This window comes from Sphingopyxis indica, from assembly GCF_032879645.1.
GTDB classification, from domain to species: domain Bacteria; phylum Pseudomonadota; class Alphaproteobacteria; order Sphingomonadales; family Sphingomonadaceae; genus Sphingopyxis; species Sphingopyxis indica.
In genome coordinates this window covers 1,090,435-1,113,093 of record NZ_CP076394.1, presented here as the reverse complement: position 1 = coordinate 1,113,093, position 22,659 = coordinate 1,090,435, and the positions used below count along the sequence as shown (strand labels likewise).

Genomic DNA, 22,659 nt, shown 5'->3' with positions numbered 1-22,659 from the left:
ATAGATGCGGTTGCGACTGGTGCTTATGTTGAGGGGGGAATTAGCTGTCGATCTGCTCGACGCCGCACCTCAGTCGCGCGATCTCACCATATTCGACGTCGTAGACGATGGCCTTGAGATCCCGTCCCGACCGATACCCCTGATGCGTGTGCCACGCATCCGTCGATGCCAGGGTGCGGTGCGTCTCGACCGTGCAACCGACCAGATCCTTGACTTGGTCATGATGAAAATGGCCGCAGTGCCAGACGCGGTAATCGGCCGCCGCCCAGTCGTCCTTGACGTCCCGGGCCATGATCAGCGGGAGGTCAACCAGCTTGGCGCCGTCGCCGTGGGTCGAGCCGATGAGGGTCTTGCCGAACCGATAATAGAAGAAGCTCGAGGGGCTGTCATCGATCCGCACCCGCGGGTTGTCGTGGAAGCGCGCCGCGAGGCAGATCGAGAGCATCGCCGCCTGATGCGGGTCGTGATTGCCCGGGTTGTTCCGGACGATCACGTTCTGATGCTTTTCGAGCAACCGCTCGATGCAGCGAATGAGCGCCCGGACACCCGTCTCGGCGATCTGCCGAAAGCGGCCGTCGACGTCGAGATTTGCGCCTGAGCGCGGCGTGCGATTGGTGCTGTTGTCGGCGTGGAAATAGTCACCGAGATTGAGAAGCAGGGCCGTATGGCTGGACGGAGTGCGGGCAGATATCCGATCGACCGCGGCGAATGTCAGCCGCTCGGCCGTCTCGAGGTCGAAGTCGGTTCCGGTTTCGGCTGCCCATGCCCGCATGCCGAAATGGGGGTCGCCGAGCGGCAGGACGGTGAGCAGACGCTCATCGTGAAACTCGGGCGCCGAAATGGGTGGTAGCGGCTGCACCTCACCGGTCATCGCCTCGACCGCGGCGCGGAGCAGCTCTTCGCGACGCTCGTGGTCAGTGGTCGATTTGACCCACTGGCCGGTGAGCTCGCCATGACGATTATAGAATGACGAGACCCCCTTCACTCGGAAGCCGTCGGGAACGACATGATGCATGTCGTGATCGGGCGAGAAGCCTTGCTGCGCCGCCTTGTCCTGCAGTGCCTTGATGCAGCGCGAAACGGTAGCACTATGAACGCCGAGTTCCTTTGCCGCCTTTCGGCAACTGCCCAGACGGAGCACGGCTTCGAGGTAGCGATCTTGAGCGGGGCTCGCGAAGCGAGCAAGTTCAGGGGAAAGGTTCATCAGGTTGGGTTCGCCGGATAAATGCCAGTGGAAAGTTTGTCGGCGTCAGACTGCAGGCTGAGCCAGTGACCGGCGAGCAGAACTCGGCCGCAGGCGAGCGTAATGCGCGTGCCCTGGGCGGTCGTGTTCTGGGTGACGCCGAGATATTTGGAAGGAGGAGGATCCTCGGATTTGGATGCCGTGGGGGCTTTCATGAACAGCGACACCACGCCCTGCACCGCCATCATGGCGCCGCTGACGATAAGCGAGGTTTTCAGCGCCGCCGAGAGACCGATACCAATGCCGGGCAACAGGAACGCTGAGGCGATCATTAGTCCACCAAGGATAATTCCAAAGAACTTGCCGCCGCCGCCGAACATGGCCGGCACGATATGAACCTCCTCGGTTTCGGTCGGAGAGAACAAGGACTCCTCTGTGTCATGGCCGACGACCTTGACCCGAAGTTCGGCAGGAAAATTGGGGGTTTGCGAAGCGATACCCTCGATCGCGTCGGCAACCGTGCGGCAGTTCATTTCGACTGACGCAGGAAAATAATCCCTCAAGTGCCCGTGAAAGATCAGTCGCATCGGATGACCAATCCGTCTTCAACGATATAGCACTCCACAGTCACCTCGCCGTCGCGAGTGCCCACGATGTAGTGCTTCAGATGCGGCCAGTTGAGGAAACCGGCATAGTCCTCCTGGCTGAGGTTGGGGTCGCCTCCGGGGTGCGTGTGCCAGGTGGCGACGAGCGGCTTCTCCAGATGCTCGATCATGGCGGCGGAATCCATATCGAACCCCTTTTCCGGCTCGGAATGAACGTTTGGAACTTCGACCAACGTGCCGTCTTTGAGCAAGAAGCCACAGCGTTCGATGCTGGCCCCCTCACCATAAAGTTTAACGAGCGTATCGAGCACGGAGCAACTCCTCGATCGTTGTGTCAGGATAGACTGGACGCAGATCGGGCACGTCCGGGTGCCGCAAAACGTAGCAAGTCAGAGTGCGCCAAAAGTCCCGGTAGGGTTCACGAGACGAGCGCCGGCCAGCCAGGTGGTGGAGGATTTCGCCTCCGCCCAGATAGATTGCGAGATGGTTGGCATTGCCCTCGCCGATCGACATGCAGAGGAGGTCGCCGGGGCGGAGGTCCTTTTCCCGCCACTTGGTGACCATCTCGAAGCCTTCGCGCTCGTAGCAGGCACGGATCAAATCAATGACCGGAGATTCCCAGTCCACTGGTCGAGCATAATCGGTGATATTGATGCCGAAAGCTTCAGCATAGTAGCGCCGAGTGAGGCCAAGACAGTCCCGGACCCCCATAAGAAACGGGATGCCGACGTAGTTGTCGGGGTCCACGCTCATGAGATGTTCACCGAAGGAAAGTCGGGACTATAGTACTGATGAAACGGAAGACTGAAATTCAGCGCGTCGGCCTGCCTCGCCAGCGCAAGCCCAATCTGGGATCGGGAGTAGCCGGTAACCCGCTGAATGCGGTATTCGTCTGTTGTGGTGACGAGCCGATCATTGAGGAGATCGTCGAGCAGAATGCGATGCCGAACCAACGTGCCGCCATCGATCGTTCCGTCGAAGAGCAGCGGTTTCAGTACCATCAGATTGATTTGTTCGTCGCCGATCGTGAGCGTCGGCCGCGCGACGGTGCCGTCGGCGCTGTAGCTCTCCCCCTCCCATTTGAGGGGCAAACCTTCATAGTCGTTCCCGCGCCATGAGACAGTGTTGTCCGCTTTGATGCGGACCGTTCCCGATCCCTCCGAGGGTGAAATCTCATAGAGAAAGATTTCACCATCTGCTTCGAGCAGATGGGCGTCGGCGATCTGTTCAGGTGGGATGGTCGTCATTGCGCGACGGATTTAGGTTGGCCTCGCGGGGTCTGGCGAGGAAGGGGGGTGAATTACCCCCCTTGGGAAACGTGCTTCACAAGTTTTTTTGTGCTGGATTCGCGCATCAGCGCGTCGTCGAGCACGGCGAGGACGTCGTTCGGGCCGAGTGTCGGCTTCTCTTCCGGTCCGACCACATAAACATTCATCTCTTGGCGAGAGGGCCGTAGCTGTACGACATTGGCACCAAGACCCTGCAGCGCGCGAGCCCCGCGCTTGTTCAGATCCCGCATGAAATCGACACCGACGCTGTCGACTGCGGACTTCTGCGTAACGAACTCTCCGCGGGCAAGTCCAGTCACGACGCTATCGCGGTTCGGGACACCCTCGGTAACGAGACCTCCTTCCTTGCGTTCGATCAGGCCGCCGTTGAAGTTCGCGCCGATACCAACACTAATTCGGCCGTTCGCCGAACCAACGCTCCCGCCCCCGCCAATACCGACGCCTCCTCTGACAACAGTTCCAACCAAGTTAAGGATGGTGGAGAAAATGTTGTTCGCGAGCGCCTGAGCAGCCATGTCGCGCAGAGTCTGCACCACGCTAAGCGCGAAATTTTTGAGGTTGCGCAGGACCTGATCCGGCCGGGATAGCATGTCAGACCAAAACTGCGTAAAATCGCTGTGCGTCTGCTTTATCGCCGCGCCGAGGTCATTGATAATGCTGGCCTTCATGGTCCTATTGAGGGCCACGGTTCGGGTGTACGCGACCGTGGCCAACTGGAACGCCTCGGCCAGCGTTCGTGGCACATCCGCCGCCCCCTCGAACGAAGCGCGCATGGCGTCGTTCTCGACGCGCAGGTTGTGCATGTTCGTCGCGGTTTCGATGAGCTTCAGAGTGAGTTTTTGAAGCTCGTCGTCTGTGAAGTTTCCGGTCGCCTCGGCCGCTTGCTTCATCACGTCGGCAACGACGAGAATGCCTTCGGACCCGTCAGGTGCGACCTCATCGATCACGCTCCGATAGTCATCTTCAACCTGGGCCGAGGTTTTGAGGGACTCGATAGAACGCTGGAGATCCATATAGGCATCCGCCAGCCGTGCCAGTCGAGTTTCGTTACGAGAGATGGAGGCGCGGTCCCGGCTCTCCGTCTGCTGCTCAACCCGGAAGTCGGCGTTCTCGCGCACGTAGTCCGGGATGCTGTCCCGAACGCCGATACGATCGAGGGCTTTGCGACGGGCCTCAGCAAGCTTGATGCCGTCCTCGAAGGGCTGCATCGACTGCTCGAACTCGCGATCGGCCGCATCCACGGCATTCTCAAGCATGGACCCAATGTTCTCAGCGATCTTGGCGTTGATTTCTCGGCGCTTCGCCTCGATCTGGCTGGCGATCTCACGCCGATAGTTGTCGGCCTCCTCGCCTCCCATCCGCTTCGACGCAATTTCGTCCTTCATCAATTCCTGGCGCTTAGCGATCCAGTTCGCTAGCGCCTTTTCAATCTCGTCCTTGCCCTCTTTGAACTCGGAATAATTCAGCGGCTCAGTGTTGTCCGACAGAGCGTCCTTCAAGTCGAGTTCGGCCGTCTTCAGCCCGGCCTGCGAAACGAATTTGTCGCCGCGCAGGCGCCGGCGCGCTTCCCGCTGAGCCGCCCGCTGTGCTGCAGCTGCGGCCTTCTGCTCAGCCTTTGTCTCGGCCGAGGTGGGCTTGGCGGCACCTGACGCCTGATTGGCAAGCGAATGCCACTGGCTCGCAGTGTCACTCCAGAACTGGCGCTCGCCGTCGGAGGTGGCGCTTTGCGCGCGTGCGCGAGCGGCCTCGGCAGCCTGCTCGGCCTGCTTGGCGATCGGATCGTAAATACCAGCCCGTGCCTTCTGGTCCATGTCACTGGCTTCGGCGCCCAGCTGCCCCATAATGGCAGTGACCTTCTGAAGGCTCTGGGTGTTGGTCTGTGCCTCGTTGCCCTGGCCCGCCCGGGCATAGGCAAGCTGGCGCCCGACGATCTCTACATTGCGGTTGGTCGTGTCGAATGCCGCGGCGCTTTCGGCCGCCTTGCGGATCGTCTTTGCCTCGAACGAGCTGACCCCCGGCTGCGCCGCGTAATTCAGCGCCATCTGGCGCACAATCGGATCGGTCGGATTGCGCGCCAGCTGCGCAAGAATACCCCGGCCCGTGGACGATGTCACGTTCCGGTCAGCTTCGCGAAACGCGGCATTTGCCACGCCCTGCTGCTGGGAACGCTGAGCCTGAAGCAGCCCGCGCTGGGCTTCCAGCTGCTTGATCAGAGTCGCGCTCAGCTCAGCGCGATACTGGCGAACGGCGTTGATCGCGCCGTAGAAATCGTTCGTGTTCTGGACGAGATACTTGGAAAGGCCCTCGAAGCGCGTGGCGAGCATTGCCGTTTCGACGCCGAGCGCGCCGTGCTCATTGCGCAGCGTGTCTTCCTGCAGAAGCAGCTTGGCCATGGCGTCGTCGACGGCGCTGATCGTGGCCTGATAGCCGATGATCGTTTCATTGCCGTTCGCAACTGCCGTGGCGTAATCCTCGGCGGACTCTGCGCCCGCCTTGAACTGCTGGTTCATGCCAACCGCGGAGCGGACGGCGTTGTCGACGTCGTAGCCGAACAGCTTGAAGGAGTCGCCGACGGCCGAAAGAATGCGGCCCTCGTCGATGTTCTGCTGCATGTTCTTCTTCGTCTGGTCGTAAACGCCCAGACGGCTCGCCGCCAGATTGTCGTTGGCCGCGATCAGGTCGCTGATCCCTCGCAGTGCGCCCTTGGCGCTGTCCTGCAAATCCTGCAGCGCGTCGCTCTCGGCATTCTGCTTATTGATGACGTTCTTGAAGCGCTGCCACTCGGCGGACAGCGAGTCCATTGCCGTGGCGCTCGCTTCGGCAGCTTGACCCTGCGCGAGCTGGGCCAAGGTGAGGTCCTGCATCGTATCGAGGTTGTTCTTCAGGACGAGGAACGCGGCAGCCGCGCGGGTCTCCAGACCGGCGTAGGCCTGCGCGGACCCGAAGCCGGCGTCGCGCAGGGTCTTCATGACGGTCGTGAGACCGCGGGTCTTCACGTCCACATCGGCCTGGGTGAGACCGAGCTTGTCGAACTCTTCCTTCAGGTTTTTGGTCGGGTCCTGCAGGTCCACGAGGAACTGGCGGAGACCGGTGCCGATCGTCGAACCGCTCTTCACGCCGGCATTGGCGAGCGCGCCCGCAGCGGCAACGAGTTCATTGAGCGAGATGTTGCTCTCGAAGGCCGTGGCGCCGACATACTGAATTGCCGCCGCCACCTGCGGGACGGCCAGCTTCGATCGGTTAAGGGCCGCGACCAGGAGGTCGGACACGCGAGCCGCCTCGCTTGCCTGCAGCTGGAAAGCACCGACAGCACTGGTGATGAGGTCGGTCGATTCCGCAATCGTGGCCCCCGAGGCTGTCGCGAGCTGTGACACCGACGCGAGGGACTGCTGGGTTTCGCGAACTGAGAAGCCCGCCTGGGCGAGCACCGTCGCAGCCTTGGTCAGGTCGATCGTGGAAAATTTGGATGCCGTCGAGACGTCGAGGATCGTGTCCCGCAGCTTGACCATTTGCCCGTCGGTCGCAGCCGAGATAGCCTGCAAGTTGGCCAGCGCGTCCTGAAACTCGACGACAAAGCGCGCGCCATCACGGAGCGTATTGAAGGCGCCATAGGCTGCCATCGCCGCGGCGCCGTAGACCGACGTCCGGGCAAAGGCGGCTGCGCCGTAGCTTGGCGACAGGATGGTGCCGAGCGGTCCCTTCTGCTGCGAAGTCACCTGCGACCGCGCCATGCTGGCAACGCTCGCTGCCTGCGCCGCGGCGCTCTGCTTCAGTTCCGTCTGCAGCTTATTGTGGAGGGCCACGCTTTCGACGAGTTCGGTGTTATACCGTTCGTAGTCGGCCACTGCTTTCGCGAGCTCCGCCTGCCCGGCCTTGCTAGCCAGTTCAACGTTCAGTCGCTCCTTGGCGTTCGCTGCGCGGATCGTCGCTGCGGCCAGACGCTCGGTGGCGCCCTCAGTCGAAAGATCACCCGGGACACCCAACCGCCCGGCCTCACGCCTGAGCCGTCCCTCCTGCTGAAATTTGGTCTCGTTTGCGTATTGCCTCGCTTTTGAAATGAGTTGATCATAGGCTTGTCCCTGTCGGCGCAGGTCGGCATCGACATTGCGGACGTCCACGCCGTAGCGGGCCATCGCGTCGCGAAGCTGGTTCAGCTCGTTGGTGAAGTTGGTCCGGCGGCCGTCCCGCAGCGCGCGGAACAGATTGGCCTGTGCCTCCGCGACTTGCCGCTGCTGTGCTGTGAAGTCTCCGCCGCTCAGTCGGGCCTTGGTGTTGAGGCGATCCATCGATCGATCGACCGACCGCAGTTCACGATCGACGGCCCGGAGATCCTCCTGCGCACGAAGCATCTTCTGCTTGGGGAGAAAATCCTGCTGACCGATCCGAGCCATTTTCTTGGTCAGATCGTTGATGCGCGCGTTCACCGCCTCAACGGCGTTCCCGGCATTTTTGACAGTGCCGGCGAAGCGGGCGGCGGCCTCGGTGCTCTTGCCGAACTGCTGAGCCTGGCTGAGCTGCCGGACATCCCCGGCACCGGCGTACATCGACTTCTCAAGGGTCGCGAGCTGCGACATCGCCCGCTGCAGGTCTTTGACCGTGCGGTCCAGCTTGGCGTTGAAGTTCTTCGCGCCCGCGTCGGCCGACGAGGAAATCTTGTTGACCGCCGCCAAGGCCTTCTCAATCTTGGCATTGATCAGATCCATTGCCTTCGAGACGTCCGCGCCTTCCGCGAGAAGCTCGACATCGACAGTCTGGGTGTTCGTGGGGTCGACCATCCCCCTGGATTGTTGACCGGGGGCGGCTAGAGCAAGTTGACGGGGGGAATTAGAATGTGGGATAATTCGGGTATGAAGAACGTCACAAAAATCGCTCTCGCTATTGCAGGGCTAATCGGCACTGTTTCGGTCGCCTACGCGCAAGATGACCTGGTGCCTTCGGACTTGAAGACGGCCAACATTTCCAGCGCCACCCCATCAAGATCGGACATCGACTATGACCTGTTTAGACGCAATGGCGAGGAGGCCGTTAAGTCGCTCCTGATAGATCCGGGGTCTGCGCAGTTTGAATGGCCCTACGGCTTCCTGGATGGTTACTGGAAGCCCTTCCTCCGCAAGCGCGTTAATGGCTTAGTGACCTGCGGCCGGGTCAATGCCAGAAACCGAATGGGTGGCTATACCGGTCCGACATATTTTGTGGTCGTGATGGACCGCTCCGGGGCTGTACTGTTCAAGGAGCTCGGGGAATCCAATGAGATGGATTTTGTGTCGGCGTCGTGTACAAAATCGGCGGGTTCATTCCCACCTCCACCGGCAATCACGCAAGCCGAGGCAGTCTCCCCCGCCCCGAGCACGCCCTCTCTCGCCGACCAACTTCAGCAGCTCGTGTCCCTCCGAGATTCTGGAGCCTTAACGCCGGACGAGTTTGAGGCAGCGAAAAAGAAACTGCTGGCGCAACCCTAATGACCCAACTCGAAGTCATTGCCCGCGCCCTGTGCCGCTTCGCCGGAAACCCGGAGAACACAAAATTTGAGGGCCGGCCTATGTGGGAATCGTATCTCGACGAGGCGAAGGCGGTAGCTCAGGCACTCGAGGACGAGGCCGCAAAAAGCAAGAGACGATAGAGTCGCTGTGCGACTTGTCGGCCGACGGATTCAAAATCGTCGCGGGGACTTTATCCTATGCGGATGCGTAAGTTCATAGACACCTTCGAAACCCCCTCGGACACACCCGGCATCTATGGCATCTTAAACATCGTGACGGGCCGCATCTATGTGGGGTCGTCCGTTCGGATGAGAGAGCGCTGGCAGAATCACCGCTGGATGCTCCGCCAAGGTCGACATCACTGTGTTCATCTTCAGAATTCGTGGGATAAGCATGGTGAGGAAAACTTCAGCTACTTTGTGTTGGCTTCCGGCATGGCCGAGTCAAATCTCCATGCCGTCGAGGACAGTATCACAGACGAATTTCGATCGTGTCCTGAGGGAGTTTATAATTTAGCTCTAACGGCGCGAACCGGCTATGGACCCAGACATCCTCCGGAAGTCAGGGAGAAGATCTCCATCGCGGTTGCAACGGCCTTCGCAACCCCGGAAGCCAAAGAAAAACTACGACGCGCGCACCTCGGGAAGACGCTCAGCGACAGGACCCGCGAAAAAATCTCTGCAAAGAACTCCGGCAAAAGAAGATCAGAAGAATGCCGCGCGAAAATGAGCCTGGATCGCAAAGGGAAGCCGCAAACGCCGGGGCGGGTTGCTGGGGTCGCTAAAATGGCGGCTACCATAAAGGGCCGCCCCCTTACGCCAGCTCAGGTCGCAGCATACGAGAAACGCCGAGGGAACCCCACGGACAAGCAGCTTGAAGCGGCAGCCCGGCGAAGAGGGGTTAAACTGAGCTCGGAGGTTCGGGTTAACATGAGCGCTGCTCAGAAAGGGCGACCGAAGTCGGCGGAGCACAAGGCCAAACTCAGTGCCGCGCTAAGCGGCCGGGCGCCAGCACATACGGGGTTTTCAGGCAAGAAGCACTCTACGGAAACAAAGGCCAAAATAAGCGCCTCCCTGCTCGCCCGGCGAGCCTCTGCCGCTTAGCCAAAGCCCGGGTTATGCTCAATCAGATTGATTTCAAATGCTTTAATCAAGCCCCCGCTATTCGGGATCCCCTCGGGTACGCTAACAGGGGCCGAAAATCGAACCTCTAATTGCCCAATGTGCGGGTGTAGCCACAGGAAAGACTTCCAGTTGCCGTGAGCCTGATAGAACAGCTCGAGCGCGCGGGCGTTGCGCGTGGGGTCCGTCCCTGCGTTGTATAACCCAGCGCCGTCGAGATACCAACGAAGGCCGTGCAAAGTCACCCGGAATTTGCGCTGATAGGGAACCGCCGGTTTCGACGTGAAAGCCCATCCATTCATCGAAACACCAGTCACCGGCTCCGGAGGGATAGTGACCGGAACTAGTGTATTTGGGCAGATATTCAGCACTGATAGAGCCATGTCGACTATCTATCGCTCACGCCGCATGCGGCTCAGGGTAAGGGGTGAAATAGAAAAAGCCCCGGAGCTGTAGCTCCGGGGCTTCCTCCACCACCCACCTGAAATTATGCGCCGATGTAGATGTCGCCGAACGCGCCGGTGCCGATGTCGGCGAGACGGTCGATCGCTTCGCTGGCCGACATCAACAGCGGAAGAAGCTCCCACGGCATGCCGCCGTAGTCGGTCTCGGTGAACTGCAGATTGAAGCCCTTGGACACCTTGACCTTCGGGAAGACACAGGTGACCGGGCGATCGTAGTTCGAAAGCGTGCCGGTGATCTTCACACAGAACAGATCGTCCGCGTAGATGTCGCCGATGTGCATGGCCGGGGCCACCCAGACCTTCGAGCCGATCGGGAAGCTCATGTCGGTCGGGATCGCATAGTTGCCCGCGAGCGGCACCACGTAGGGGCCGGCGCCGGTTGCGACACCGCTCGACTTGGTCGGGAAGACATAGTCGGTTTCCGCGCCAGTGCGCTGGATGAGCAGCGTGGAGCCCGCGGGAATGTCGGCCAGTGCGGTGATCGCCGAGGTCGCTTCGCCGGGAACGGGGTCGCTCAGCAGGCTGAGCGAAACGTCGTCGCCTGCGAGCGCAGTGTCGAGCTTGCCGCGCTTCATCGCAGCCGGAGTGCCGCCCATGGCGAGCGAGCGCGCGATGTTGGCCGCGGTGAACTCGTAGGCGGTCCCCGTGATCATCGGCTGGACCCCGGTGCGCTTGGAGTCGACCGTCGCCTGCGCCACGCCGTTCTTGAGCTCGATCATCGAGCTGTCGAGCGGAACGGCGACTTCCTTGATCATCCCCACCGAGTGCTCGCCCGGCGTGAGCGCGTACACGTCGTTCGTGAACGCGGGCGCCATCATGAGGGTGGCGCTCGAAAGCATGAATGCGTTTTTCTGGACGGCTCCCACAGCAGGGCTCCTTCTTCGTGATGAAACTCGGGAGGAACAATGGTCGCCGCATCCTCCCGATGAAAGAAGTCGGCAGTGAACCTAGCTCAACCACCAATCCGCAGGAGCGACCTGATTGCGGCCACATCGCCCTCGAGCGACCCGGTGTTGACGGTGTTCTTCAGTTCCGGCGCCTTCTTCCCGCCGCCGAGAGCGGCCGAGACGATGTCCGCGAATCCGGCGTAGGTGCATAGCTGCAGAGCGGAAAGTTCGCCGTACTTGAGCTGAATTTTCCGTGAGATTTCCCAGTAGCTCAGCGTCCAGTACAACTCCTCGAGGTCTCCTTCGACTAAGCCGAAGGCCCAGCAGGTGGCGTCGTCGAAGGAGAGTCCGCTGAACCAGTCGAAGAGGGGCTCAATCGCCCCAGCTCGCTGCTGTACTCCTTCGCTTGGCGGCTGGTGACAGCCGCCGAGGTGACGAAAAAATACAGGAGGTGCTCCGATACCCATTCGAGCAACCGAAGCACTTCTTCAGGATCGATATCGTCGATCGCCTCGAAGCTGATCAGTTCGCTCTCCTCGCGCACGATGCCCTTCTTGTCAGTGAGAGCACGCCGGATGATATAGTCGCGGATCCCGGGGTCACTGACGATATCGTTCACCGCGGCGCCGAAGTCTGGGACCAGCCGCTGGATGTCGTTGGACAGACCATAGGTCCATTTGATCTCGCGCTTCTCTTCGCCGATCGTGATCTCGATCTTGAGGTCAGGCCGCTTCACTGAGAATTTCCTTCGCTTCGGTGCTGTTGAGGATCCGGTTCAGGAGCAGCAGCAGGCTCTCCCGCTCGCCGAGCCCCATCCGGATGAGGCGATTTACGGTCGCGTTGACGTCAGTGCCTTCATCCTGGGCGATCTGACCTAGTTGCAGATAGAGCTCGATGGGAACTCGGACGGTGAAGCTTCGCTTTTGCGGCTGCACGGGTGCTCCGATGGTTGAGGTTGGTGGAGCCAAGACCTACGTCTCCCCTCCTTCACGAACCACGATGTGGGGGGAATTAGCGGATCGGCTTGTGCAGCCCCGCCTCCACGCGGCGTCGCACCGCGTAGGGAATCGCCCTCGTCAGCACGAAAGACAGGAACGGTTCCAGCGTCTGCCGGTATTCGGCTGGCCCGCCGACGCGATATGCCAGCTCCTCGTAGCCCGCTGCAGCAATTGCCGCAGGAATCCCTCGCTTGGTGCCCGCTGCGATCATTGCCGGAGTGACCCGTTCGAGGGCCGTGACATTGAGCGTGCCAATGTGAACGCGCGCTTCGCTCTGCCGCAGACCGAAGTTGATCGTCCGCAGGCGGAAGTCCCGGCTTTTGCCCGGCGTAAAGGCCACGCGGATCGGGCCAAAGATCTCGACCCAGTTCTGCCCCTTGGCCAGCACGTCCGACATGTGACCGGTCCACCCCTGCCACCATCGAGTGTGCCCGAGCTCCCGGCGCTTCCGGCGAAGATAGTTCTCGCGCCGGGGGGTCCAGGAGAGGCCGTGCAAATTTGCACTTGGCCCATGTTCTGCTGCAGAATCGATAATTGCAGTTCCCGGGCCGCGCGATTTGCCAATGATGAGACGCCGATATCGATCGGCGACGTTGGTGATCTCGCGAAAGACGTCGGTTCGGACCGTGCGCGAGAGGTGGTTGAAGAAATACTCCTTCTCCCGCTCGGCATAGCTGACTGCGACATTCTGAATGATCGTCGATGCCGCAGCGTCGAGCTGCCGGCGGGTCACCTGCGCGTGCGACTTGCCGCTGCTGAAGTTGAAAAAGAGACGGAGACGAACATCAGCCATCGTTCGCCGTGCGCTTGAGCTCGATCGACACCGTGCGATAGTTGCGGATCATCGTCTGCGCCATGGGGGCCACCTCGAAGTCGGTAACCACCAGCTGGTTCTCCTCCTCGCCCGAGGACATATCGCGGAGTGGAACGCGCTTCTTCTCGCCAAACCACTCGTAAATCCCGTCGAGGATATCGAATTCCTTGAGGAGATTGATGTCCTGATAGGACGAAACCGTCACGGAAAAGCGGACGATCCAGAGCCCGGCGTTCTCGTGAAAATTGAAACCGTCGAGCCCCATGAGCGTGGTCTTCGGCAGCTGATCCTCCTCGCCGCGGGTCTCCCAGGCGTGATAGAGGATACCGGTCCCGAGATCGGCATTCAGCTCCTCGATGAGGTCCGTGATGTGACGCATCAACGATTTGTAGATGGGGGTCAGTGGGCTGGTCATGTCTGAAGAAATCCGATTTGAAGGCCCAGCTGCGTGTCGGAACGGATCACCTCATACTCTCCGAGAAGATCGTCCGCCTGCACGTTCGCGGCCGTGATGAAGCGAGCCCGTTCAAATGTCGTATTCATCCGCCGCTCGTTCTCCTCCCGATCGGTCGGCTCGACGCCGACCCAGATCAGGCCCATGTTCGCTGGAGGCGCATCGGCCTTCTGCTTGGTCACGGGGTCGACCACGTAGGTGCGACGCTTCCACTGAAGCTGGTGCGTCGCGCGGAAAAGCCGGTAGCTGTCCCACAGGGTGCCGGAGGCGTGCTCCGACGGCCCGTTATCGCCGACGATGAACACCTCGCCCGCGGGGGTGCGGATAACCATTCCCAAGCGCACCGGCGTCGGATGCCGCGTGCGGAGAACGTGGCGCGGGGGCACGAAAATATACGACGGCACCTGCGTCTGATCGGTCTCACTGATCACGCCGAACACTGTTCCGATGCCCCCGGCGATCACTTGGATCGGGGTCAGGAACCGGTCCGTTACCGAGGCTAGGCTAACCACTGAAGTCATCCGAAATTGTGGCGAGGACGAATAGGGAACCGCCGGTTGCGCCTCCCGCGTTGGCCGGCTCAAGGATGTCGGTCGCGCGCGACACGAGAGAGCCCAGCCTGCCGCGAAGCATCTCCCAATCGATCGCCCCGCGCTGGAACTCGTTCGTTCCGCTGCTTTCCATCTTGGCGATGCGGACCTGAAGCGTGTCGAGAACCTCAAGCGCGGCGAGCGCCTCGATGCCGTCGGCAATGCGATAGGCGTCGGCAGTCTCAAGGTTGGCGTATGCGGCCAGAGCGGTGTCGCTCGAAATTGACCCCAGCTCCCAGTAGGCGCCGATGAGGTCGGTTTCCTCGTCGGGCAGTTCCTTCGCGGTCACGCCGAGCTTCTCGCGCACACCGGAGGGGCTGACCGGAAACGGCACCTTCCCCTCGATAGCGTAGTCCGCTGAGCCCGATCGGGTCTGACCGCCGGTCGTATATGCCCAAGTCAGTTCGCGCATCTCGCGAAGATTGCCACCGGCGAACAAATTGAACGCGCCGTCGACAAGGATCACGGCCGAGACCGCGTTGGCCGCCGGTGTTACCATACCGCTGGTGATTTCAGTGCCGTCCAAACGATAGAGCGCCCACGAGATATCCCCGTCAGGCGCTCCGTCGTCGAACGTCACGAGCTGCGAAAAGTCGAGGCCCGCGCGCATGATGTCCTACCTTATTTCTTGGAGGCCGCCCCCGACGTCGGTCCGCCAGCGGCGGGCTTTTCGTCCTCGGCCTTCTTCTCGGCGGGCGGGGCGGCAGGTTCCTTGCCCTTGCCCTTGCTGTCGACTTCCTCGAGACGCTTGTCGAGCAGCGCCTGCGTGATGAATTCGGTCACATGGACCTCCTTCACTTCACCGGGCGAGACCGTCTGGCCACCGAACACGTCATGGACCAGAAACTGACCCGTGGTTTTCACCGTGACTTTCATGATTGCTCTCCGTGGAGAGGGGGTCCGAAGACCCCCGTCTCTATTACGCCTGGTTGAGGTTCAGGACCGAGCGGGTGTCGCCGAACACGAGGCGGTAGCCCTTGTTCTCGGTCTTCACGAACTTGACCTTCTGGTTCTCGATCGCGCGGGTCGACTCCTCGATGTCCGAGCCGTTTTCGACCAGCTCCTCGAGCGTCTCGTTCTTGATGAAGCCCGTGAGCTTCGCCGCCGGAGCGGTCGACGAGAGCGCGAAGTCGACATTGAAGTCAAAGCGCGGGTTGCGGATCGCGACGTCGACGCCCGCCTTGCGGAGGATGTCGCCCTGCGACATGCCGGCATCTGCGGTCGGCTTCGCGAACATGCGCAGCCATTCGAGATACATGTCGTAGTTGCCGAGCACGGTATCGACGGGGACACCAGCCTTCGCGCGGTTGACGAGCCATGCGAGGAAGATGTTCCAGTCGAGGCGACCGGCCTTGGGAACCGGCTGGCCGTCAGCGGGCATCGCGGCCGCGAGATCGGTCGCATTGACCACCGGCGCTGCGGCATTCACGCCGTCACCGTTGATGATCAGGCCGGTGGCGATCGCCACTTCGCCGATCTCGACCTCGCGCTGCATGCGCGCAGCGTAGGGCGTCACGATGTCCAGGCTCGCCCGACGCTCAAATTCGTAGGTGAATTCGAAGCCGCCGCCGAACTTGTAGAACTTGACGCCCTTCTCGGTCGTGCGGATCGAGCGGATCGGGATGCGCGCGCCCTCGGCGATGACGCCGGTCTGCTGATAATCAGCATCCTTGTCGTCGACGACGGTCGTGATCATCTCGTTGCCAGAGATACCGCGCGACTGCGCGATGATCGGCGCGATCGACTCGATGTTGTCCTGGCGGTACTTCCACTGCAGGATCGCGTCGATCACGGGCGGGAACATCGCGCGCGTGCCGGGATAGGTCTGGAACGTGTCCGCGGCCGCCTGCAGCAGGATGCCGTTGGCAAAGTCGTCGCGGATCGGCAGGCCGAGGTGAGCGAGGGCCGCTTCGAAGCCGTTCAGCTTCGAGCCCTTGAAATCACCCTTCTCGGTGTCGATCGCGAGCGTCAGATAGTCCGGCAGGCTGATCTTCAACTGCTTGGCTGCCTGGACGAGATTCTGACCGGCCTTGATGCTGGTCGACATGTTCTCGTCGAGCACATCCTTCAGGACGACCTCGGCCGGCTGGCGGTTGCGGGCCAGTTCGATGAGATTTGCGGGCTTCACGGTCTGCTCCTTACAGCTTTTCGACGATCACAAAGTCGTCGCCGACTTCGATCACGGTGTTGATGGTTTCGTCGGGCGTCTTGGCGGCGCCGTCGTTGAGCGCCTTCACCTCGCCGGCGCCCGCGCCGACGACCGTATCGCCGACCGCCACAGCGTCGAGCCCCGCGAGGGCGGCCTTGAGCGGCAGCTTGGTCAGGAACTTGCGCGAGACCGCGCCGACGAGCAGACCGTTCCCGCGGTCCTCGAACGTCTCGAGGCGGCCGTAGACGACGGCGTCGTCGGTCGCGAGCTTGACCTGACCGGCCGCGCTCGTGTCGATTTCGACCGCCTTGCCGACGTCAGCGGCGGTGATGCCGGCGGCCAGCTTGCGGGTGAACGTGAAGTCGTCGAACGAGAAAGTGTAGTTGACGACGCTGTTGGGGTTGTAAACCACGGGTCGGTCCTTCCTTCTTAGAGCTTGCGGTTGGTGTAGGCGCTGGCCACCAGCTTCGGCTGGGCGTCGCCTTCACCTTCCTTGGCGGGATTGGCGGTACCGCCGACGGGCAGGATCGAGGTGAGATCGGACGTCATCGCCTTGATCTCCTTCTCGAGCTCGGCGACCGTGGTCGGGAGTTCGTCGTCCTTGGGCTTTTCCTTGCCCGAGGCGACCGTCAGGTTGCAGAAAATGGTCTGCATGAAGCTCAGGGCGGCAGCGGCCTCCTCGATCTTCGATTCCGCCTTGGCGGTCTCAAGCTCGGTGTTGGCCGTCTCCAGCTCGGCGGTCAGTTCGGTGACGCGGGTAAGCGCGGTGTCGCGCTCGCCGGTCAGCGACGTGATCGTCGCGTCGAACGTTTCCTTGGCCGCCTTCAGGACCTTCACTTCGGCCTTGACGTCCGAAAGCTCCGTGACGAGCGCCGTGGGATCAAAATTGCTCACAGGGTCTTCTCCTCTGGACGCCTGGACAATCAGGCGATCCTTGAATTCCGCATGCGCCGCGAGGCGCATTGACGATGCGGGCTGCAACTTAGAGTCGGACTTGCCGACAATGCGCGGCTGATCGGCTGCACCTCGCGCAACCAGGCTGACTTCAATGAAGTCGGAAAGGCCGACCAGATCTGCGTGAACGCCGTCTTCGCCGATGGTGTGTCCGTTGGCGCAGGTGCGATCGAAGAAGTTCTCGTAGTCCGCCTCGGGGCTGAGATAATCCCAGCCGCATTCCGAGCAGAGGAACTGCGTCGGGAAGAATGAGACGGAGACCTCGTCGAGCGATCCCGCGTTGAGCTTGCTGATGAGCCGGCTCTCGGTCGGGTCGAGATAGAAGAGGACCCGAAGCTCGATGTCGTTGACATTGTTGAACAGCAGCTCGGCGTCGAACACGCGCCCCTGGGGCTCACCGGTGAGTTGGTGATCGGAGATCAGCGGGAGGTGACCGCCGTTCTTGATGTGATCGGCCATCTGTCGCAGCGTGACCGGCGCGACGACCGCACGCTCATGTAGCGTGCCGTCCTTGCCGCGCAGCGGCTTGGTGTTCAGCGCAATCGCCTCGAAGACCGCGAAGTTGGTCGGATCGATGTCCGAACCCACCCGGTCCTTGATGAGCTGCGCGAGCTCGGGGGTCATGGGAAGCTGTTTCACTCCGCAGGCTATGCGGAGCCGACCGTGCCGAAGTCACGGAAGGACGGGTGAACCTGCCTCAACCACCTTGGTCGACCTCGTTCGACTTGGCGCTCTCGCTGCCCGGAGCCGTGAGCCCGCGGCCGAGCGGATCGTCGTTCGGCGAGACGTCCTCGGCGTTGACCGAGACGCTCGCATCTGCCGGGTTCATGAACCCGGTGCCGGAAAGGACAGGCGCACCTGCGCGCGGCAGGCGCCCGAACATTTCGAGGTGGTATTCCTCGTCCGTGATGGTGCCGAGCGAAAGCTCGTTGCGAAGACGCGACGCGCGCATCGTCAGCTGGGGCTCAAGCTCGAGCACCGGCCGAAGCTCGACGGGCCGGAAACGGGCGGCCACGCGGCTTTCGCTTCCGGCCAGCCGGACGGCGAAGGTCAGCGTCTTGGAAAAGAGGGCTGCGATCGAACGGTTCAGTGCGTCGGCACCGAGCGCAAAGAGCCGAGCCTCCGTCGAAGCCACCTGACCGTTGCTCGACTTGCCGACGACCGCAGGCATCACCTTGAGGGCCGCCTGATTCTGGTTGTCGAGAATGTCGATCACGCGCTCAATCTGAAGACCCGCCGACGGGTTCTTGTCGTTGATGATCTCGGCCTTCACGGCGTCGGAGTGGACGAACGCATCTCGTGCAGAAAGCCCGGCGATCGTCGACTGAATGGACGTGAGCTCGCGCGACACCCAATTGCGCATCTCGGTCGGATTGTCCTTGATGTTGGGCGGCGCATTCCGCTCGATCACATCCTGCAGGATCGACACGTCCATCCGCGGATATCCGACGATCCGCATGATCTTGTAGAGCTCGTTGATCACCGTCGCGCGGGCGGTGATCGTGTTGATCGCCGACACGAAGGTGGAGAAGGTGTAGATGCTCGTCGGGTTCTGGTGGAACTTCGACGTGAAGAACGTCGGGATGTTGAGGTCGATCTCGGTGTTCGAACCGGAGGGCTTCTGGATCGGGCTGAAGACGCCCGGCTTGGCTTCCCGCCACTCGAGGCTGACCGGATCGATCAGGCGAAACTCCGTCGGCACGTAGCTCTTGTCGAGCACAAGCTCGGCCGCGTTCATTCCGCGGAGCAGGATCATGTACCGAAGATCGTCGAGCAGCGTGGAGAGGATGGGCTTATCGCTGAAGCCGACCGTGTAGTCGTTGGTCGTCGTGAGGTTCTCGAGAATTCGCCGCGCCGTCTTCGTGGCGTCGACATCAATGTTCCCATCCTGGTCGTAAGCGGCAATGACCAGATCGGCAGACCCTGCGATCGTCAGATAGGAGTGCACCGCCGACGAAACGTCGGGGTCGTGATTGATCAGTGTGTTGAGGAGCGTGCGACTGTCGTTCGCAATGCGACTGGTCAGCAGATCGTCGAGATGCTGCTGGTAGCCCGGCACCGCCACCTTGACGTCCCGCGGGTTGTAGGTCGGAGTGAACCCCTTACCGCCCTTGGTGCCCTTGCCTTTCGGCAGCAGGATTTGAGCAATGCTGTCGGAGAGTGCCATGGGTTATCCCAACCTCGAAATTCGTTCGGCGCCCCGGCCGAGAAGATTGTCGTTCGCGCTGCTACCAACCGGGGCGCCGGCGCAGGCCATCGAGTAGCGGACCGTTTCCTTGTTCTGCGCATAGGCATGCTCGTTCACGCGCCTCGCCAGCAGGTTCAGCGCGATCGAGTGGAAATAGTGGTCCGTCCCGCTCGGAGATTTCAGCCATGTTGCCGAGTAATCCGGTTCCTCTTTGCGCACGTTATCCATCAGGTGCGTGATCAAAGTCTCCCGCTGATCGCCATAACCAGCAAGAACCAGCGCGCGATGCCCCACGAGGGACTGGACACGGTCGAGGATATACGTGCGGTTTGCGGAATAGTGGGTGATGTTGCCGAGCTCGTCCTTGACCGGCGCGAGCGCGGCGTTTCCGCGATACTGGACGGGCATGATGAGGTCGTTGGTGATCGTGCGCAGAGCGTCGGCGTTCGGCTCGAACGGGAAACGGTCAACGCAGCCCTGCACGATGTTGTAGATCTTACGGAGGTCCCGCACGCGATCCTCGAGGGCGCCGATGGGCACGACCTCGAAATAGAACAGCACCGGATTGCCGTCGTCATCGTCGAACGACAGGGTGAGGTGGCAGACAAAGCCGACGTCCACGCCCAGGAACACCCGGCGCGACGAGGACACCTCGGGCACTCGGGCGCCCTGCATGCACGCCTCGATGTCTCCGCGCTGGAGCTGGGCGTTTGCGTCGGTGTACGCCTCGCCGATGACGGTGTTGTACCAGCCGCGGAGGAACCCGAGCGACTGATAGTGCACGAGCTGCTGGAACACATAGGCGGGGTCGAGGCGGCTCGTAGAAAAAGGTCGGATTTGATAGCCGCGAACAAGCGTGCGGCTCGGGTATTTCGCGACCCATTCGCGCAGATCGGGATTGGCCAGGTCGAGGCGCGCCGAGCATTTGTCGCAGCGCACATAGGCGTCCTGCGTGTTCAGCGACGCGATCTGGTTCGAGGTAAGGTCGGCAAAATCCGACACGTCGAACTTGAAGTCCGGGACATGGACGAATGCCGGCGTGAACATCGGGACCTGATGATGGTTGCAGGCCTCGCACTTGACCAGATACTCGCGCTGGTCCGACAGCTGAAAGCCGCGGTCGATGCCGAAGCCCTTGAAGGACGGCGTGGAGAACCGCTGCGTCATCTTCATTTCGGAGTTCTGAAGACGCGACTGGTATAGAGCGATCATGTCCTCGGGGCTCAGGTCGAGCTCGTCGTGCATGAGGAAGTCGGCCGAGATCGAGGTGGCCTCGCCCTCGGTGCAGCCCGTGATGTAGCCGAAGCTGTCCCGGATCTGGATGAGGCTCGAGCTCCGCACTGGGGTCGAGCCGGTGGGCGGATTGAAGATCGCGTCCGCGTCGAGCACGGGCTTGATGCGCCCGGCGTAGATCTTCCGGTACATCTTCTCCGACGGCAGCGTGAAGATCCCCGAGATTGCCGTGTTCCGCGTCAGCATCGCGAGAAACTTGCGGATCTGGACCTCGGTATTGTGTGTCGGAACCATCGCGCGCCCGGCGAGAAACAGGTGATTTTCAGACGCCACCGAGATGCATCGGACTGGAATGGATTTGATCCGCCGGACGTCAACGATACGTCGACGGTAACTCTCGGTGGTTCGGCCTTGCGCCCGCGGCTTCAACCTTTCCCGCTTGCGTGGAAGGAGAAACACATCATCTTCAGCATAGGCGACGAAGCTTACCTCGGCGGCCCGACGCTTGGAGTTGATGACATGCCCGCTCTTCAACGTGCCCCCCGCTGGCTCCCGCCATCGAACGCGGGGCTTCAGGCCCAGCGAACGCACCAGCTCCTCGACCTGATGCACAAGCTCCGGCTCACAATTGTAGAACGAGGCTCGACCCAACTTTGTAATTGAACCGTCGGTGTCCATGAGGCCGCGAAGGAGATCAAGACGCTGACGCGCAGACGCCCGCAGATAAACCTCGGGGATCCGCTTCTCCTTGTTGAGCAGACCCAGCTTGGTCAGCTCCCAGCTCACCGAATTTGGTTCTCCCCGACCAGGTCGCTTCTGACCCGGGAAATGAACCAGAAACTGGACCGTCCCGTTCGAGGCATTGCTTGAAGGCACGCAAGCCAGATCCCGGCGCAATAACTCCTCAGCATAGAACAGGGCGTCGGCAGCCGTGGCCGTCAGGCAACAGGCGTGCTTGTTTCCATCGCCGAGCCAAAGTCCGAGGAAATAGGGGTCGACAGGTAGCTCGGCCTCGGGAAGGTCCAATGCCGCGGTATTGTCGATTGCAAAGACATTGCGGCCCTTGTGTTGAAAATTCTCGGCGATGAGCTTCGTCGTGACGACGCCCTGTTTGGTGAACCCACTACCGTTCGGCGGTCGCCCCCGCCCCGCATAAATCTCGTCGCCGCGAAAAGCCCGATAGCTGTCGACCTTCCAGCGGTGCTGCTCGTCTGACCTGATCTTCTCGCCGTCATCGAACGTGATTTCGTAGCACTCGCGGTCGTAATAGACCGGCGATACGTACTCGACTGCGGTGGGGCGGCCCTGCTCATCAAAGACCTGGTCCCCGACCCTCAGGTCACCCATTGTCGACCAGCCGGTTGGGGTCGGAACGGGGGTGTCAAGGTCGAGGGCCAACCCAATCTGCGAGATTTTCTTCACATAGAGATTGGGGTGCATGTCATCGGCGATGGCCTGCTGGAACGGGTAGTGCCGATAGCTGAACGGACGCCGTTTGATCGTGGTGTTGGCCGCGATCCATTCGCCCATGCTCATCGAGCCACTGCCGTGGCCGTATCGGAGGCGGACGTTGTTGTAGAGCTCGGTGAACACGAGCGGAGGGGGACTAGGATGAGGGGTTCAAGTCTAGACGAGGGGGTGAATTAGGCACCCGGGTCAGGAAGTCGCACAGCGACTTCAAGAAAACCGATTGCGAGCCGAGTCGGTTGGAATCAGGTGGGGCGAATGACAGACATCGCTTATCCCACGCTCCGCATCGGAGTGCTTCGCTCGCTCCAGTCCCTCAAAAAGCACTATCTCGCCGATCAGGAGATCTTCGATCGCCCTGACTGCCCCTACGATATCGACGTGCGCAACGTCCTGAAGGAAATCCTGCAGATCGAAGAGCGCGTGGTCGAGGTCGAGAAGCGCATCGTCAACGACGGCAGCCCTGAACGCCGCAAAAAGGCTCCCGGTCTCGCCGAAGAGGATCAGGAGAAGATCGCCGCCGAACTCGCCGAACTTCTCGAGCAGCTGAAGGGAATGGAGGAAGGCGAAGGCGAGAATGAGCTCGACCCATCCGCGCGCCTCGCCGTCTTCAAGCTCAAGACCACCATCATCGAAAAGATCATCAACCTGCGCGAGCGCGTGCTCAACATCAAGCGCATCGCCCAGTTCGAGGCCGTCGTGATCTCCATCCTCGACGATCTGGTGCAGGAGGATGACCGCGAAGTCTTTCTCGAGCGCATCGCGCCGTACCGGGAGGACTGA

At 61.3% G+C, this 22,659-nt stretch carries 25 protein-coding genes; 4 read left to right on the top strand and 21 right to left on the bottom strand.

Annotated features, from left to right (window positions below; translation table 11 throughout):
* Positions 1-40 precede the first annotated feature (40 nt).
* The 6 genes from KNJ79_RS05445 to KNJ79_RS05420 are packed head-to-tail and all read right to left on the bottom strand — an operon-like array spanning position 41 to position 7,852.
* A complete protein-coding gene (locus KNJ79_RS05445; RefSeq protein WP_317153115.1) occupies positions 41-1,204 on the bottom strand; it encodes a helix-turn-helix domain-containing protein in 1,164 nt (387 codons plus the stop codon).
* Positions 1,204-1,770: a tail assembly protein gene (locus tag KNJ79_RS05440; protein ID WP_317153114.1), complete on the bottom strand. Its 567-nt coding sequence runs from the start codon at positions 1,768-1,770 to the stop codon at positions 1,204-1,206. Before KNJ79_RS05440 ends, KNJ79_RS05445 begins: the two co-directional genes overlap by 1 nt.
* Positions 1,761-2,099 (bottom strand): MPN domain-containing protein, encoded by a 339-nt coding sequence (locus KNJ79_RS05435; RefSeq protein ID WP_317153113.1) that lies wholly within the window; start codon positions 2,097-2,099, stop codon positions 1,761-1,763. The genes KNJ79_RS05440 and KNJ79_RS05435 overlap by 10 nt, the downstream gene beginning before the upstream one ends.
* Positions 2,080-2,541: an NlpC/P60 family protein gene (locus KNJ79_RS05430; protein ID WP_317153112.1), complete on the bottom strand. Its 462-nt coding sequence runs from the start codon at positions 2,539-2,541 to the stop codon at positions 2,080-2,082. The genes KNJ79_RS05435 and KNJ79_RS05430 overlap by 20 nt, the downstream gene beginning before the upstream one ends.
* Complete coding sequence (locus KNJ79_RS05425; RefSeq protein ID WP_317153111.1) at positions 2,538-3,035, bottom strand: phage minor tail protein L; 498 nt, start codon at positions 3,033-3,035, stop codon at positions 2,538-2,540. The genes KNJ79_RS05430 and KNJ79_RS05425 overlap by 4 nt, the downstream gene beginning before the upstream one ends.
* A gap of 53 nt (positions 3,036-3,088) precedes the next feature.
* A complete protein-coding gene (locus tag KNJ79_RS05420) occupies positions 3,089-7,852 on the bottom strand; it encodes a phage tail tape measure protein (protein WP_317153110.1) in 4,764 nt (1,587 codons plus the stop codon).
* Positions 7,853-7,924: 72 nt separating this feature from the next.
* Here KNJ79_RS05420 and KNJ79_RS05415 point away from each other — a divergent pair, with 72 nt between their 5' ends.
* The 3 genes from KNJ79_RS05415 to KNJ79_RS05405 all read left to right on the top strand — a co-directional run bounded on the left by KNJ79_RS05415 (position 7,925) and on the right by KNJ79_RS05405 (position 9,660).
* The gene (locus KNJ79_RS05415; protein WP_317153109.1) at positions 7,925-8,536 is read left to right on the top strand and encodes an SHOCT domain-containing protein; all 612 of its coding nucleotides are present in this window, start codon (positions 7,925-7,927) and stop codon (positions 8,534-8,536) included.
* Positions 8,536-8,697, top strand: a complete 162-nt coding sequence (locus KNJ79_RS05410) for a hypothetical protein (RefSeq protein ID WP_317153108.1) — start codon at positions 8,536-8,538, stop codon at positions 8,695-8,697. The genes KNJ79_RS05415 and KNJ79_RS05410 overlap by 1 nt, the downstream gene beginning before the upstream one ends.
* Before the next feature lie 63 nt (positions 8,698-8,760).
* Positions 8,761-9,660 carry an NUMOD3 domain-containing DNA-binding protein gene (locus KNJ79_RS05405; RefSeq protein WP_317153107.1) on the top strand — a complete coding sequence of 300 codons (900 nt, stop codon included), beginning with the start codon at positions 8,761-8,763 and terminating at the stop codon, positions 9,658-9,660.
* Here the strand turns inward: KNJ79_RS05405 and KNJ79_RS05400 are convergent.
* The 15 genes from KNJ79_RS05400 to KNJ79_RS05330 all read right to left on the bottom strand — a co-directional run bounded on the left by KNJ79_RS05400 (position 9,657) and on the right by KNJ79_RS05330 (position 22,002).
* Complete coding sequence (locus KNJ79_RS05400; RefSeq protein WP_317153106.1) at positions 9,657-10,061, bottom strand: hypothetical protein; 405 nt, start codon at positions 10,059-10,061, stop codon at positions 9,657-9,659. The genes KNJ79_RS05405 and KNJ79_RS05400 overlap by 4 nt on opposite strands.
* Before the next feature lie 104 nt (positions 10,062-10,165).
* Positions 10,166-11,008, bottom strand: a complete 843-nt coding sequence (locus tag KNJ79_RS05395) for a hypothetical protein (protein ID WP_317153105.1) — start codon at positions 11,006-11,008, stop codon at positions 10,166-10,168.
* An 86-nt stretch (positions 11,009-11,094) separates the two neighbouring features.
* Complete coding sequence (locus KNJ79_RS05390; protein WP_317153104.1) at positions 11,095-11,316, bottom strand: hypothetical protein; 222 nt, start codon at positions 11,314-11,316, stop codon at positions 11,095-11,097.
* Between the two features lie 20 nt (positions 11,317-11,336).
* A complete protein-coding gene (locus tag KNJ79_RS05385) occupies positions 11,337-11,765 on the bottom strand; it encodes a hypothetical protein (protein ID WP_317153103.1) in 429 nt (142 codons plus the stop codon).
* Complete coding sequence (locus KNJ79_RS05380; protein WP_317153102.1) at positions 11,752-11,964, bottom strand: hypothetical protein; 213 nt, start codon at positions 11,962-11,964, stop codon at positions 11,752-11,754. The genes KNJ79_RS05385 and KNJ79_RS05380 overlap by 14 nt, the downstream gene beginning before the upstream one ends.
* A gap of 76 nt (positions 11,965-12,040) precedes the next feature.
* Positions 12,041-12,820, bottom strand: coding sequence for a hypothetical protein (locus KNJ79_RS05375; RefSeq protein ID WP_317153101.1), 780 nt, complete (start codon positions 12,818-12,820; stop codon positions 12,041-12,043).
* Positions 12,813-13,220, bottom strand: coding sequence for a hypothetical protein (locus KNJ79_RS05370; RefSeq protein WP_317153100.1), 408 nt, complete (start codon positions 13,218-13,220; stop codon positions 12,813-12,815). Before KNJ79_RS05370 ends, KNJ79_RS05375 begins: the two co-directional genes overlap by 8 nt.
* A 32-nt stretch (positions 13,221-13,252) precedes the next feature.
* Positions 13,253-13,816 (bottom strand): hypothetical protein, encoded by a 564-nt coding sequence (locus KNJ79_RS05365; RefSeq protein ID WP_317153099.1) that lies wholly within the window; start codon positions 13,814-13,816, stop codon positions 13,253-13,255.
* Positions 13,800-14,495 carry a hypothetical protein gene (locus KNJ79_RS05360; protein ID WP_317153098.1) on the bottom strand — a complete coding sequence of 232 codons (696 nt, stop codon included), beginning with the start codon at positions 14,493-14,495 and terminating at the stop codon, positions 13,800-13,802. The genes KNJ79_RS05365 and KNJ79_RS05360 overlap by 17 nt, the downstream gene beginning before the upstream one ends.
* Before the next feature lie 11 nt (positions 14,496-14,506).
* On the bottom strand, positions 14,507-14,761 hold the full coding sequence (locus KNJ79_RS05355) for a hypothetical protein (RefSeq protein ID WP_317153097.1): 255 nt from the start codon (positions 14,759-14,761) through the stop codon (positions 14,507-14,509).
* A 43-nt stretch (positions 14,762-14,804) separates the two neighbouring features.
* Positions 14,805-15,881, bottom strand: a complete 1,077-nt coding sequence (locus KNJ79_RS05350; protein WP_317153096.1) for a phage major capsid protein — start codon at positions 15,879-15,881, stop codon at positions 14,805-14,807.
* Between the two features lie 142 nt (positions 15,882-16,023).
* Entirely contained in the window at positions 16,024-16,446 is a 423-nt protein-coding gene (locus KNJ79_RS05345; RefSeq protein WP_317153095.1) for a hypothetical protein, read from the bottom strand.
* Between the two features lie 17 nt (positions 16,447-16,463).
* A complete protein-coding gene (locus tag KNJ79_RS05340; protein WP_317153094.1) occupies positions 16,464-17,612 on the bottom strand; it encodes a hypothetical protein in 1,149 nt (382 codons plus the stop codon).
* A 73-nt stretch (positions 17,613-17,685) separates the two neighbouring features.
* Positions 17,686-19,155 carry a hypothetical protein gene (locus KNJ79_RS05335; RefSeq protein ID WP_317153093.1) on the bottom strand — a complete coding sequence of 490 codons (1,470 nt, stop codon included), beginning with the start codon at positions 19,153-19,155 and terminating at the stop codon, positions 17,686-17,688.
* Positions 19,156-19,158: 3 nt separating this feature from the next.
* On the bottom strand, positions 19,159-22,002 hold the full coding sequence (locus KNJ79_RS05330; RefSeq protein WP_317153092.1) for a phage terminase large subunit family protein: 2,844 nt from the start codon (positions 22,000-22,002) through the stop codon (positions 19,159-19,161).
* Between the two features lie 132 nt (positions 22,003-22,134).
* Here KNJ79_RS05330 and KNJ79_RS05325 point away from each other — a divergent pair, with 132 nt between their 5' ends.
* Complete coding sequence (locus tag KNJ79_RS05325) at positions 22,135-22,659, top strand: hypothetical protein (RefSeq protein ID WP_317153091.1); 525 nt, start codon at positions 22,135-22,137, stop codon at positions 22,657-22,659.